This window comes from Microbacterium sp. LWH11-1.2, from assembly GCF_038397745.1.
Taxonomy (GTDB): Bacteria; Actinomycetota; Actinomycetes; order Actinomycetales; family Microbacteriaceae; genus Microbacterium.
Genome location: NZ_CP151636.1, coordinates 3,116,562 through 3,129,323, shown reverse-complemented (window position 1 = coordinate 3,129,323; position 12,762 = coordinate 3,116,562). Strand labels below are relative to the sequence as shown.

At 67.3% G+C, this 12,762-nt stretch carries 11 protein-coding genes and 1 tRNA gene; 7 read left to right on the top strand and 5 right to left on the bottom strand.

Features of this window, described 5'->3' with window-relative positions; genetic code table 11:
• Nucleotides 1-69: 69 nt before the first annotated feature.
• Nucleotides 70-870, top strand: a complete 801-nt coding sequence (locus MRBLWH11_RS15200; RefSeq protein WP_341945435.1) for an RNA methyltransferase — start codon at nt 70-72, stop codon at nt 868-870.
• Nucleotides 871-1,162: 292 nt separating this feature from the next.
• On the opposite strand, the gene MRBLWH11_RS15195 is transcribed toward MRBLWH11_RS15200, so the two are convergent.
• From MRBLWH11_RS15195 to MRBLWH11_RS15185, 3 genes are all read right to left on the bottom strand, one after another.
• Nucleotides 1,163-3,166 carry an AAA family ATPase gene (locus MRBLWH11_RS15195; RefSeq protein ID WP_341945434.1) on the bottom strand — a complete coding sequence of 668 codons (2,004 nt, stop codon included), beginning with the start codon at nt 3,164-3,166 and terminating at the stop codon, nt 1,163-1,165.
• Complete coding sequence (locus MRBLWH11_RS15190) at nt 3,144-3,590, bottom strand: AAA family ATPase (protein ID WP_341945433.1); 447 nt, start codon at nt 3,588-3,590, stop codon at nt 3,144-3,146. The genes MRBLWH11_RS15195 and MRBLWH11_RS15190 overlap by 23 nt, the downstream gene beginning before the upstream one ends.
• A gap of 113 nt (nt 3,591-3,703) precedes the next feature.
• Nucleotides 3,704-4,531, bottom strand: a complete 828-nt coding sequence (locus MRBLWH11_RS15185; protein ID WP_341945432.1) for an SGNH/GDSL hydrolase family protein — start codon at nt 4,529-4,531, stop codon at nt 3,704-3,706.
• A gap of 147 nt (nt 4,532-4,678) precedes the next feature.
• Here MRBLWH11_RS15185 and MRBLWH11_RS15180 point away from each other — a divergent pair, with 147 nt between their 5' ends.
• Entirely contained in the window at nt 4,679-6,421 is a 1,743-nt protein-coding gene (locus MRBLWH11_RS15180; protein ID WP_341945431.1) for a DEAD/DEAH box helicase, read from the top strand.
• Between the two features lie 167 nt (nt 6,422-6,588).
• Nucleotides 6,589-7,683: a VIT1/CCC1 family protein gene (locus MRBLWH11_RS15175; protein WP_341945430.1), complete on the top strand. Its 1,095-nt coding sequence runs from the start codon at nt 6,589-6,591 to the stop codon at nt 7,681-7,683.
• 71 nt (nt 7,684-7,754) lie between these two features.
• Here the strand turns inward: MRBLWH11_RS15175 and MRBLWH11_RS15170 are convergent.
• Nucleotides 7,755-7,837, bottom strand: a tRNA-Leu gene (locus MRBLWH11_RS15170).
• Between the two features lie 112 nt (nt 7,838-7,949).
• On the opposite strand from MRBLWH11_RS15170, the gene MRBLWH11_RS15165 reads away from it, so the two are divergent.
• Nucleotides 7,950-9,245, top strand: coding sequence for a M20/M25/M40 family metallo-hydrolase (locus MRBLWH11_RS15165; protein ID WP_116634993.1), 1,296 nt, complete (start codon nt 7,950-7,952; stop codon nt 9,243-9,245).
• Between the two features lie 47 nt (nt 9,246-9,292).
• The gene (locus tag MRBLWH11_RS15160) at nt 9,293-10,117 is read left to right on the top strand and encodes an undecaprenyl-diphosphate phosphatase (protein ID WP_116634992.1); all 825 of its coding nucleotides are present in this window, start codon (nt 9,293-9,295) and stop codon (nt 10,115-10,117) included.
• A gap of 6 nt (nt 10,118-10,123) precedes the next feature.
• On the opposite strand, the gene MRBLWH11_RS15155 is transcribed toward MRBLWH11_RS15160, so the two are convergent.
• Nucleotides 10,124-10,972: a PAC2 family protein gene (locus MRBLWH11_RS15155; RefSeq protein ID WP_116635402.1), complete on the bottom strand. Its 849-nt coding sequence runs from the start codon at nt 10,970-10,972 to the stop codon at nt 10,124-10,126.
• An 88-nt stretch (nt 10,973-11,060) separates the two neighbouring features.
• Here MRBLWH11_RS15155 and MRBLWH11_RS15150 point away from each other — a divergent pair, with 88 nt between their 5' ends.
• Both MRBLWH11_RS15150 and MRBLWH11_RS15145 read left to right on the top strand, forming a co-directional pair.
• Nucleotides 11,061-11,744: an HAD family phosphatase gene (locus tag MRBLWH11_RS15150; protein WP_279303206.1), complete on the top strand. Its 684-nt coding sequence runs from the start codon at nt 11,061-11,063 to the stop codon at nt 11,742-11,744.
• A complete protein-coding gene (locus MRBLWH11_RS15145) occupies nt 11,741-12,760 on the top strand; it encodes a tRNA (adenine-N1)-methyltransferase (RefSeq protein ID WP_341945429.1) in 1,020 nt (339 codons plus the stop codon). The genes MRBLWH11_RS15150 and MRBLWH11_RS15145 overlap by 4 nt, the downstream gene beginning before the upstream one ends.
• Nucleotides 12,761-12,762 lie beyond the last annotated feature (2 nt).

Here is a 12,762-nt window from a genome sequence, read left to right as displayed (position 1 = left end):
GCGAGTCTACGACGTGTCGCAGCGGTCGGTCGTGCCGCGAGTCGTCCGACGGGTGGCAGAGTGGCTCTCGTGGAACTCATCTCCGTGGCCGACGCCGCAGACCCCCGACTCGACGACTACCGGGGTCTCACAGACACGGCTCTCCGCGCGCTGCGGGAACCGCCGGACGGGCTGTACATCGCCGAGTCGACGAAGGTCATCGCCCGCGCGGTCGCGGCCGGCCATCGCCCCCGTTCCGTTCTCGTGCAGGAACGCCGGATCGACGACATCCGAGGCATCGTCGGCGCCCTCGATGTGCCGGTCTACGTCGTGCCGGATGAGGTGGCCGAAGCGGTCACCGGGTTCGCCGTGCACCGCGGGACGATCGCGTCGATGCACCGCCCGCAGCTTCCGACCGTCCGCGAGGTCATCCAGGGCGCCGGTCTCGTGCTGATCCTCGAGAACATCGGCGACCACACGAACGTCGGCGCCGCGTTCCGTGCGGCGGCCGGCCTGGGCGCCGACGCCGTGCTGGTGTCGCCCGGCGGCGCCGACCCGCTGTATCGCCGCAGCGTGCGGGTGAGCATGGGGACGGTCTTCCAGGTGCCCTGGACGCGCATCACCGACTGGGAATCCGCCATCCTTGACCTGCACGCCGAAGGGTTCGACATCGCTGCGCTCGCCTTGCGCGACGATGCCCTGACGCTCGACGCCTATGCGGCCGACCGCCCCGAACTAGTCGCGCTTGTAATGGGCTCGGAGGGCGACGGGCTGTCCCGCACCGCACTCGAGGGCGCCGATCACGTGGTCACGATCCCGATGAGCGGGGGAGTGGACTCGCTGAACGTTGCCTCCGCCGCTGCGGTCGCGCTCTGGGCGCTGCAGCGCTGAGAACGCGCGTCCATTCTTGCTTTGTGCTAACTGATGCCCTGCAGCTTCGCGGGCTCTCGGGGAGAGAGCCTCTGCCGCAGTAGTCGCTTATCGTTTCTCATCACGTTTCGAGTAATGCTCCGTCGAGCGGCCGCGTCGCGTCTCAAAAAGCCTGTATCGGAGTAGCCGGCAGCTTTTGACTCGGGGGAAGTGTGAAGCCAATCCCAACGCCCGCGTCCCGTGTCTGGAGCCGCGCAGGATTCGACACCACTGCCTGCCCCCGAACGAGTCCTCGGCTCATTGCGCAGGTGAATCAGCTATTGCCAGGGTCCTGCGCCAAAACACCCTGGTTGCTGAGTCGCTCCAAGTGGCGCAGGTTGCCGAGTCGATCTAAGAAGGTGGCATAGTCATCGACGTTCTTGAGCGGTTCTTGCGCCAGCTTGAACTCACGCCGCAACCGAGCTGTTGCTGAGCGGATGATGTCCCCAGCCGTCGTCTCGTCGACCGCGGCATCGATACGCTTGAGCACCGTGAGCGCTCGGTCTCTCGTAGATCCAGACGGGTAGTCGCCGATGAACGTGTCGATGGTTCGGTCGAGCCGCTGATCACGCCGGCTACTAGACTCTCGTTCTTGAGCCAGGCTTAGAGTCTCCGCTAGCCGATTCAGCAGTTTCCCGAAGTTATCATCCAACGCGGGCACGCCGGGTGGGCGGCTTGCGTCATCTCGCGTCTTGGTCAGATATGCGAGAAGTTCCTTCGCGAAGCCGGCTTTGCTGATGTTCGTCTCGAATGTGCTCTTGAACGCGTCGTCGAGCGCGTCCCACATGCTCCCTTTCGCTGCCGCCAGTCGACCTATTACCTCAACCTCGGTGAGCTTCTTGCTCGCCTCTTCGTCGAGCCCGAGAAAAGTTCGGGCGTATCGTCTAGCAGCAGCGACCACTACAGCTGCGGGTATGAGGTCTTCGGGTTCCCGCACAACGACTCCGGTGGTGACGTCAAGGTCGGCAGTCGCAGCCCACTCGGCGACCTGCACGATCAAGTCGTCGGAAACGGTGGGTTTGCCGTGCGCGCCGCCCTTCCTGATCTGTTTTCGCGCGATGTCGCCAGCGGTATCGCCGTCTACCAGAACCACGCATGCCGGCTTGATCTGATCACGACCTCGGGCAAGGTACAGCATGTAGGGAATATGAGACCCCCCGGCCACAATTGTGACCCTATTTAGGTCGAGGCACTGGCTGGGCGCTGCGCCAGCGCGGAGCAGCCTCATGTTCATTCCCGCCAACAGAACTTGATCGGCAATGCCCTCGACGAAGAGGTTGTCACCTCCGATGAACGCCGTCTCAGCGACGAATGCGCCGAGCGACGTCCGCAGCGGCTCGTAATGATTCTGACTGGCATCCTTAACATGGCGGGTCCCCTCGTCGCGCGACCCTTTGTCAACGACTCGAACGCGATGTCCAGCATTGCGGTTGATCAGGAACGGCGAGTGCGTGACATAGACGACTTGATCCTCCCGAGCGGCATCGTCCGGTCGTGCGTGATGCTCGAGAACTCGAAGAAGATCCTGCTGGCCAGAAGCAGAGAGGTACGCGTCCGGTTCGTCCATGAGTAAGACCTCTGGCTTCGAATCGGGGCGATCGTGGGCGAGCATTTGAACGTAGTAGCTCAAGAAATACTGAAGGCCCCTGCTTCGTTCGGTGAAAGAATAGTCAGTGCCGGTGCGATCTCGGATCGTGAAGACAAGTTCGTGCTCCCGTGGCGAGACGCGAAGCTGGAACTCTGGGTCCTGGCTCCACCACCGGGACACATTGAGGTGCCGAGCGATCGAGTTGTTCATCTCCTGGATAAGGCCGTTGACTAGGCCTTCCCGCTCCTCCGTGATTGCCTTCTGAAGTTCTTTGAAGCTTGACTCTTCGATGTGCGCGATCTTTAGGAGGAGGTCGATCCCAAGCTGTTGTTCTCGTTGCCTTTTGGACTCAAGCGCGTCAACATTAGTTACCAGAGCGAGCACGCTTGCGGCGTTCGCCGTAACCTGTTCGGGGGTAGTCACAGCAGCAAGCATTTCGAGGAGAGCGGACCTCTTCTTACGCCCGGCAATCGCGTGGCTGCTACCCGCGAGCAAGGCTATCGACACTGAGTCAGGTAGTGCCACGTCGGTGTCTAGCTCGTGATGGCGTGGCAACAACAACTGGAGCCCAGCGACCTGTTCGTCACTCAGCAGGACGCGTTCTTGATCCTGGTTTACGACCGCCACGTTGCCCGGCGCCGGTCTGAGCGCGAGCAGGTCACCGTTCTTAAGACGAGGCGAGCAGGTCACCGTTCTTAAGACGAGGGATGGCTAAGCCATCGATGGCTGTCGCTTCCGCGTCACTCAGCTCGAACGTCGCACCGATCTCGGGGAAGAGCCGTGAACCGTGTTCTACGGAGAATAGCGATGACGATCGGCAGAAGTCTCGTTGAAACAGGCCTTCACCGGTGAGTAGGATCTTGATCGCGTCGAGCAGATGCGTCTTGCCGGATTCGTTCGCACCTACTACAGCTGTGATGTCCGGTTCGATGGGTATCCGTACGTGCGGCATCCAACCATCGACGGTTTGCTGCCACGGTACGGGCTTCGCGCCGGGGGTTGCCTTCAGCTCATAGTCAAAATTGAAAGACTTGTAGAACCGAATCCAGATCTGCCGTACTCGCACGTTGGCCTCCTCGCCATCGTCGCTGGCTCTTCTAATGAGCCGTGTCATTAGACGAGTCTATGGAGCACATCGGACGTTGAAGGTGGGACCAAAAGTTGCGCTGGTTTGCGCGACCCGTAGTCCGTCGTCTGAGGTCGCGAAGGCGTACCGCTCGCTGGGCCTCAGTCCTGATCGAGCCGGATCATCGGCGACGCCTCGGGACGCTTCGCCGCGACGTGATCGCCGGAGGACTGGTGGCGCAGCCGTCGAAGGACCCAGGGCACGAAGTGCTCGCGCGCCCAGCCGAAGTCCTCGGAGCGGGCCTCCCGCCACGTCCGCACCGGCAGAGGCTCGGGCTGCATGGCCTCGAGCTCGTTCGGCACGTTCAGTGCGCGCAGGGCCATGCGCGCGACCTCGTGGTGGCCGAGCGCGTTGTAGTGCAGACGATCGTCGTCGAAGAAGCGCATGTCCTGGACGACCTTGAGCGCCCACTGGTCCGCGACGATGCAGTCGTGCCGCTCGGCGATGGCCCGCACGTTCTCGTTGTAGATCGCGACCTTGCCGCGGAACGCGCGGAACACGGGGGTGAATCCGGTGTCGATGCCGGTGAACAGGAGCACCGCGGCGCCGGTGGAGGCGAGCCGCGCGACGGCATCCTCCAACTGCGCGGCGATCGCGTCAGGATCGGTTCCCGGACGGATGACGTCGTTCCCGCCGGCGCAGATGGAGACGAGGTCGGGGTGCAGGGCGACGGCGGGTTCGATCTGGTCGGCGACGATCTGTGCGATGAGCTTCCCCCGAACCGCGAGGTTCGCGTAGGCGAAGTCGTCGACCTGCTGGCCGAGCACCTCGGCGACCCGATCGGCCCACCCGCGGTGGCCGCCCGGTGCGCTCGGGTCGGGGTCGCCGATGCCCTCGGTGAACGAGTCGCCCACGGCCACGAACCGTCGCCAGGGGTGCACGCTCTCGTTGGGGACGTAGGGGGTCCGAGTCGAATCCTGGTCGGTCATCCAGCTCTCCTTCGCGAACGGGTGCGCCGGGCGGTGGCCGCAGCGCAGTGAACGAGCCTACCCGGCGACGGCGCGTCGCGGCAGGGGTGACGGGAGCGGCGCGCCCCGTGCGCCGCAGTGTCGGCGGGAGCGATTATCGTGGACTCGATGCTCTCTCCGTCCTTTCCTCAGCGCGCCCCGTGGGGAACGGCGAACAAGCTGCGGGCGTGGCAGCAGGAGGCCCTGGAGCAGTACTTCGAAGCCGACCAGCGCGACTTCCTCGTCGCCGCGACACCCGGCGCCGGCAAGACGACATTCGCCCTGACCCTCGCCGTCGAGATGATGCGCATGGGCGAGGTCAACCGCATCATCGTGGTCGCCCCCACCGAGCATCTCAAGACGCAGTGGGCCGACGCGGCCGCGCGCGTGCACATCCGCCTCGACCCCCGGTTCCGCAACAGCGACTGGGCGCCGGCGCGGCACTATCACGGCGCGGTGGTGACGTATGCGCAGGTCGCGGCGAAGTCGTCGGTGCATCGACACCTGACCGAAGACGCGAAGACGCTCGTGATCCTCGACGAGGTGCATCACGGTGGCGACGCGCTCAGCTGGGGAGACGCGATCCGCGACGCGTACGGGCCGGCGAAGCGACGGCTGCTGCTGTCGGGGACGCCGTTCCGCAGCGACACCGCGCCCATCCCGTTCGTCGAGTACCACCCCGACGAGTCCGGAGCGCGCATCTCCCGCACCGACTACAACTACGGCTACGGACGAGCCCTCGCCGACGGCGTCGTGCGTCCGGTGCTGTTCCACATGTACGCCGGCAAGATGCGCTGGCGGACGACGTCGGGCGACGAGCTCGAGACCCACCTCGGCCAGGACAACACGAAGGACGTCACCTCGCAGGCGTGGCGCACGGCGCTCGATCCCGAAGGGGAGTGGATGCCGGCGGTGCTGTCGGCGGCGGACCGGCGCCTCACGGAGATCCGACACCACGTGCCGGATGCCGGCGGTCTGGTGCTCGCGACGGATCAGACCGTGGCGCGCGCCTACGCGAAGATCCTCCACAGCATCACCGGGCAGCAGCCGACCGTCGTCCTCTCCGACGACGCGACCGCGTCGGAGCGCATCGAGAAGTTCAGCGCCGGCGACCAGCGCTGGATGGTCGCGGTGCGCATGGTGTCCGAGGGCGTCGACGTGCCGCGGCTCGCCGTCGGCGTGTACGCCACCTCGTCGTCGACCCCGCTCTTCTTCGCCCAGGCCATCGGACGCTTCGTGCGAGCGCGTCGTCGGGGTGAGGCGGCGAGCGTCTTCCTTCCGCAGGTCCCTGTGCTCATGGGGCTCGCCGGCGAGATGGACAAGGAGCGGGACCACGCTCTCGACCGCCAGTCGAAGGACGACGACGGGCTCGAGGACTCCCTGCTCGAGAGCGCCAATCGCGAGGACGAGGCCTCGGATGCTCTTGCCCAGGAGTTCAGCTACCAGGCGCTCTCCTCGGTCGCCCACTTCGACCGCGTGGTGTTCGAGGGCCAGGAGTTCGGTCAGCTCGCCGAGCCCGGCACCCCGGAGGAGGAGGAGTTCATCGGGTTCCCCGGTCTCCTCGAGCCCGAGCACGTGCACGAGCTCCTCATGCAGCGTCAGAGCCGCCAGTCCCGCCTGCGCGAGGCTCGTGAGGCCGCTGCGGGCCCCACCGAGACGACGACGCTCCCCGCCCCTCTCCACCGCACGCTCAAGGAGCAGCGCCAGCTTCTGAACAGCCTCGTCGGGCTGTACGCGCGGCAGAAGGGGGAGCCCCACGGCGCCGTGCATGCCGAGCTCCGCCGCATCTGCGGTGGCCCCGCCGTCGCGCAGGCCACGGTGACCCAGCTGCAGTCGCGCATCGACGTGCTGCGCAAGCGCGTCCGCTCCTGATCGCCCCGCGGTCCCTGAGCCTGTCGAAGGGCGGTCCCTGAGCCTGTCGAAGGGTTCGGATCCCCGAAATGCTGGCAATCCTCGTCTCAGCAGGGTTCGCGCGCACCGGCGCGGCTAGCGTGGAACGGTTGCCCGCGCACTCGGGCTTCGTGACGCCTGGAGGATCCATGACAGCGCCTGCCGCCGCAGAGCCGACACCCGCTGATCACCGCCGATGGGCGCGCTACCTCGTCGAGGAGCGCGCCGAGGGGGCGGTGTACCAGAAGCTCGCCGCCCGTCGCACGGGAGAGGAGCAGGAGATCCTGCTCCGGCTCGCGGATGCCGAGCGGCGCCATGAGCAGCACTGGCTCGACCTTCTCGGTGGTGAGCCGAAGCGGCTGCCGCATGCCGGCATCCGCTCCCGCCTCCTGGGCTGGATGGCGGGTCGCTTCGGCTCGATCTTCGTGCTCGCCCTCGCGCAAAGCGCGGAAGCCCGGTCGCCGTACGACTCCGAGCAGTACGCGACTCCCGCGATGCGCGCCGACGAGAAGATCCACTACGAGGTGGTGCGTGGGCTTGCCGCTCGAGGACGTCGACGTCTGTCCGGCTCGTTCCGTGCGGCGGTCTTCGGCGCCAACGACGGCCTGGTCAGCAATCTCGCCCTCGTGCTCGGCATCGGCGCGACCGGGGTGAGCTCCGGATTCGTGCTCTTCAGCGGAATCGCAGGTCTGCTCGCCGGCGCGCTCTCGATGGGTGCGGGGGAGTTCGTGTCGGTGCGCTCCCAGCGCGAGCTGCTGGCCGCGACCGAGGCCAACGAGGACGCAGCGGATGCCGCAGGCGATCTCGACATCGACGAGAACGAGCTGGCGCTCGTCTACCGGGCACGCGGCATGAAGCAGGAGGAGGCACTGGTCCGTGCGCATCGCATCGTCGAGGCGGCGAAAGCCGGCGCTCGTCGCGCGGCGACAGGGCCCGTGCGCGTGCCGGGGAGCGACCACGAGATCGTCGGCAGCGACTGGACGGCCGCGATCTCGAGCTTCCTGCTCTTCGCATCCGGCGCGATCATCCCGGTGCTGCCGTGGATCTTCGGGCTGCAGGGTGCCGCAGCCGTCATCCTCGCCCTGGTGCTCGTGGGCATCGCCCTGCTGAGCACGGGCGCCATGGTCGGCGTCCTCTCCGGCGGTCCGCCGCTGCGCCGCGCGCTGCGACAGCTGGCGATCGGCTTCGGCGCCGCAGCCGTCACGTACATCCTCGGGCTCGTGTTCGGCGTCGGGGCGGTGTGACGCCGTCCTGCCCGTCCCCGGGATGCGAAGAAGGCCCCTGATCCGTGGATCAGGGGCCTTCTTCTTACCTGTGCGCGGAGGGGGACTTGAACCCCCACGCCCTTACGGGCACTACGACCTCAACGTAGCGCGTCTACCATTCCGCCACCCGCGCAGGTTTTGGATGATCGTTGCCGACCGAAGAATGAGATTAGCACGTAATCCGGCGCGCTTCGAACCGAGCCGTACGCCCGGGCGTGGCTCGCCGTTTCGGTAGCCTGGGAGTCATGACCGATCCCTCTCTGCCCGAGGTCGTCCGCATCGCGAGCGACCTGATCCGGTTCGACACGTCGAACTTCGGCGGCGGCAACGCCAAGGGGGAGCGGGAGGCGGCGGAGTACGTCGGCGCGTATCTCCAGGCTCTGGGGCTGGAGGTCGAGTACTACGAGCCGATCCCGCGCCGCACCAACGTCATGGCGCGGGTGCCGGGCCGCGACAGCAGCAAGCCCGCCCTGGTCGTGCACGGTCACCTGGACGTCGTTCCCGCGATGGCCGAGGATTGGAGCGTCGATCCGTTCGCCGGCCTCGTGCAGGACGGGATGCTGTGGGGCCGAGGTGCCGTCGACATGAAGAACATGAACGCGATGATCCTCACGGCCGTCGCCGACATCCTGCGAGCGGGGGAGCGGCCGGAGCGCGATCTCGTGCTGGCGTTCTTCGCCGACGAGGAGAACGGCGGCGTCGAGGGGTCGGCCCTGGTCGTGCAGAACCGTCCGGAGTGGTTCGAAGGCGCCACCACGGCCATCAGCGAGGTAGGTGGCTACTCGATCACGGTCGACGACCGCCGCGCCTATCTGCTGCAGGTGGGGGAGAAGGCCCTCATCTGGATCCGCCTTGTGGCCAAGGGGCGTGCGGGGCACGGCAGCCGTCTGCACGACGACAACGCGGTCACGAAGCTCGCCGAGGCGGTCGCCGCCATCGGACGCACACGGTGGCCTCTCCGCCTCACACCGACGACCGAGGCTCTCCTCGCGGGTCTCAGCGCCCTGACGGGCCGCAGCGCCGAGGACCCGGACGCCCTCGCGGCAGCCGCCGGGCCCGCCGAGGCCTTCCTGCGCTCGTCCTTCCGGACCACGTCCAACCCCACGGCCCTGACGGCGGGGTACAAGCACAACGTGATCCCCGAGCGCGCCGAGGCGCTGATCGACGTGCGCGTGATCCCCGGCACCGAGGACGACGTCCTGGCCGAGCTGCAGCAGATCGTCGGCGACGAGATCGTCATCGAGACGGTCGTGCGCGACATCGGCATGGAGACGCCCTTCGAGGGCGAGCTCGTCGAGGCCATGGTCGCGAGCATCGGCCGCCACGACCCCGGCGTCCCCGTGATCCCGTATCTGCTGGGGGCCGGAACCGACAACAAGGCGCTGGCCTACCTCGGCATCACGGGATACGGGTTCGCTCCGCTGAAGCTGCCGGCCGACCTCGACTTCACGGGCATGTTCCACGGCGTCGACGAGCGTGTGCCCGTAGAATCGCTTGTCTTCGGCCAGCGGGTGCTGGCCGATCTGCTGCGCACGTACTGACCGCAGCCCGCCCGCTTCCGCGCCCTCCCCTCACCAGAAGGCCCTCCATGCACCTGCTCGAAGCCCTCATCCTCGGCATCGTCCAGGGACTCACCGAGTTCCTGCCCATCTCCTCCAGCGCCCACCTGCGCATCCTCGGCACGTTCCTGCCGTCGGGGGAGGACCCGGGGGCGGCGTTCACCGCGATCACCCAGATCGGCACCGAGGCAGCCGTCGTGGTCTTCTTCTGGCGTGACATCGTGCGCATCATCTCGCAGTGGTTCCGCTCGCTCGCGGGACGCGTTCCGCGCAGCGACCCGGACGCGCGGATGGGCTGGATGATCATCATCGGCAGCATCCCGATCGTCGTGCTCGGCCTGTTCTTCCAGGATCAGATCGAGACCGTGTTCCGCTCGCTCTGGATCGTGGCGATCATGCTCATCGTGTTCGGCATCCTGCTCGGCGTCGCCGACCACGTCGGGGCCAAGCGTCGCAAGCTCGGCGACCTGACCTACCCGCACGGCATCGCGTTCGGATTCGCGCAGGCTCTCGCTCTGATCCCCGGCGTCTCCCGCTCCGGTGGCACGATCACGATGGGACTCTTCCTCGGATACGAGCGCGCCGCAGCGGCTCGATACGCCTTCCTGCTCGCGATCCCGGCGGTCTTCGGCAGCGGCTTCTATCAGGTGTTCAAGAGCTGGGGAGAGCCCTCGTTCTTCTCGTTCGGCGACACGCTGGCCGCGACCGGCATCGCGTTCGTCGTCGCGCTCGGCGTCATCGCGTTCTTCATGAACTTCATCTCGAAGCGCAGCTTCCTGCCGTTCGTGATCTACCGGATCCTGCTCGGCACGGTTCTGCTGATCCTGCTCGGCACCGGAGTGATCGCGGCCTGAGCCGCGTCAGCGCTTGTGATCGCCGGGGGCGTCGCCCCGGCGGCGCAGGTAGCGTTCGAACGCCTGCGCGATCGCATCGCCGGATGCCTCGGGGGAGTCCCAGGTGTCGCGGGTGCGCTCGAGCTGGCGGATGTACTCGGCCATGTCCTCGTCCTCGGATGCGGCGGCATCGATCGACGCCTCCCACGTGGCCGCCTCCGTGCGCAGGTGCTGTCGGTCGACGTCGACGCCGGTGAGCTCCTCGAGGCGATCGAGGAGCGCGAGGGTGACCTTGGGGGAGGGCGTGGCCGAGGCGACGTAGTGGGGCACGCTCGCCCACAGACCAGCGGTCGGGATTCCCGCGCTCTCGGCGAAGTGCTCGAAGACGCTGAGGATGCCGACCGGCCCCTCGTAGAGCGAGCGCTCGAGGCCATGAGCCTCCCGCACCTGCTCGTTCTGGCTCGAGGCGAAGATCGAGATCGGGCGGGTGTGCGGAACATCCGCCAGCATGGCGCCCATTGTCACGAGTCCGGTGATGTCGTCGCGCAGGGCGATGTCGATGAACTCCGAGGCGAACGCCTGCCATGTGCGCGCCGGCTCCACGCCGGTGAGCAGCCAGAACTCGGGACCTGGGCCGGGGTCGCGCGGCCGCCAGAGGCCGGCCTCCGGCCACTTGAGCTGTCGGCGCCCCTCCGCATCCATCTGCGTCGACGGTCGCGTGTACTGGTAGTCGAAATACAGCTCGGGGTCGACGGAATGCACGAGCTCGTACTCCGACGACGAACGCAGCGCCTCGACGGCGCCACTGGCTGCTTCGCCCGCGTCGTTCCAGCCGTCGAAGGCGGCGATGACGATGCGTGAACCGAGAACATCCATCATGGGCTCCCTTCGAGATCGAGGACGTATCCCTCCAGGCTAGTCCGCGGCGGCGGGATGTGGGCGGCACCGGGCTAGCATGGGTTCAGTGAGCAGAAAGCCCCGCGCAGTCCTCTGGGACATGGATGGAACACTGGTCGACACCGAGCCGTACTGGATGGCGGCGGAGACGTCGCTGGTGGAGTCCTTCGGTGGGTCGTGGACCCATGAAGATGCTCTGCAACTGGTGGGGAGCGGCCTCATCGACAGCGCGATCATCCTGCAGAACGCGGGCGTCGCGATGGAGCCGGAGGCGATCGTCGCTCATCTGACCGATGTGGTGCAGGAGTCGCTGCGCACCCAGGGCGTCCCGTTCCGACCGGGCGCGCGCGAGCTTCTCGCTGAGCTCAGGGACGCCGGCATCCCCACCGGGCTGGTCACGATGTCCCTCCGCAGGATGGCGCTGAACGTCGTCGACCTGATCGACTTCGAGGCGTTCGACATCGTCGTCGCCGGAGACGACGTCGACAATCCCAAGCCGCACCCCGAGCCGTACCTGCAGGCCGCCGCCCTTCTCGACGTCGACATCACCGAGGTCGTCGTGATCGAGGATTCGCCGACGGGAGTGCGCGCGGGCCTCGCCTCCGGCGCCGTGACGCTCGGCGTGCCGCACATCGTCCCGCTGGACGATCTCGGAGCCCACGAGCTCTGGCCGACGCTCGCCGGGCGAGGCGTGTCGGACCTCGGCGACCTGTTCGACGCCAAGAGCGCGATGACGGAGGTCACCCGATGACGGATTCCGCTGCCCAGCGACCGAGTGGGCCCTTCCGCGTGGGTGATCGCGTCCAGCTGACGGGTCCGAAGGGCCGTCTCCACACCGTGACCCTCCGCGAGGACGGCGAGCTGCACACGCACCAGGGTGTGCTCCGTCACCGTGACCTCATCGGTCTTCCGGACGGCTCGGTGGTGGCGAACAGCTCGGGGCACGACTATCTCGCCCTGCGTCCGCTGCTGCGGGACTTCGCGATGTCGATGCCGCGCGGCGCCGCGATCGTGTATCCGAAGGATGCCGCGCAGATCGTCATGCAGGCGGACATCTTCCCCGGCGCCACAGTCGTCGAGGCCGGGGTCGGCTCCGGGGCGCTGTCGCTGTCGCTCCTCCGCGCGATCGGGCCGGTCGGCCGGCTGATCTCGTTCGAGCGACGCGACGACTTCGCCGACGTCGCCCGCGGCAATGTCGAGACGTTCTTCGGCGAGCACCCCGACACCTGGCGCGTCGTCGTCGGCGACCTCGTGGAATCCCTGCCCGCCGAGGCCCCGGCGGGAACCGTCGACCGCGTCGTGCTCGACATGCTCGCCCCCTGGGAGTGCATCGACGCCGTGGCGGAGGCGCTGACGCCCGGTGGCGTCGTGCTCTGCTACATCGCGACGGCCACCCAGCTCTCGCGCGTCGCCGAGTACATCCGGGGAACCGGGCTCTTCACCGACCCCGATGCGTCCGAGACCATGGTGCGCGGCTGGCACGTCGAAGGGCTCGCGGTGCGCCCGGACCACCGGATGGTCGCGCACACCGGCTTCCTGCTGACCGCCCGCCGTCTCGCTCCCGGCGCGGTGGCCCCGTCGGTCAAGCGCCGCGCATCGAAGAGCAGCTACGGCGACCACGACGTGGAGGCCTGGACCCCTGGTGCCGTCGGTGACCGCGAGATCAACGACAAGAATCTGCGCAAGCGCGCCAGAGAGGCCGGCAAGGCGGCCGAGGGGGCGCGCCTGGCTGCTGCTGCGCGCGAATCGGAGCACGCGACGGAATAGAC

Excerpts from the sequence above, each read along its gene's own strand:
- MRBLWH11_RS15165 (WP_116634993.1), top strand. The coding sequence starts at position 7,950 with ATGACCGATCCCTCTCTGCCCGAGGTCGTCCGCATCGCGAGCGACCTG.
- MRBLWH11_RS15145 (WP_341945429.1), top strand. The coding sequence starts at position 11,741 with ATGACGGATTCCGCTGCCCAGCGACCGAGTGGGCCCTTCCGCGTGGGT.
- MRBLWH11_RS15190 (WP_341945433.1), bottom strand. The coding sequence starts at position 3,590 with ATGACACGGCTCATTAGAAGAGCCAGCGACGATGGCGAGGAGGCCAAC.
- MRBLWH11_RS15185 (WP_341945432.1), bottom strand. The coding sequence starts at position 4,531 with ATGACCGACCAGGATTCGACTCGGACCCCCTACGTCCCCAACGAGAGC.
- MRBLWH11_RS15175 (WP_341945430.1), top strand. The coding sequence starts at position 6,589 with ATGACAGCGCCTGCCGCCGCAGAGCCGACACCCGCTGATCACCGCCGA.
- MRBLWH11_RS15155 (WP_116635402.1), bottom strand. The coding sequence starts at position 10,972 with ATGGATGTTCTCGGTTCACGCATCGTCATCGCCGCCTTCGACGGCTGG.
- MRBLWH11_RS15160 (WP_116634992.1), top strand. The coding sequence starts at position 9,293 with ATGCACCTGCTCGAAGCCCTCATCCTCGGCATCGTCCAGGGACTCACC.
- MRBLWH11_RS15180 (WP_341945431.1), top strand. The coding sequence starts at position 4,679 with ATGCTCTCTCCGTCCTTTCCTCAGCGCGCCCCGTGGGGAACGGCGAAC.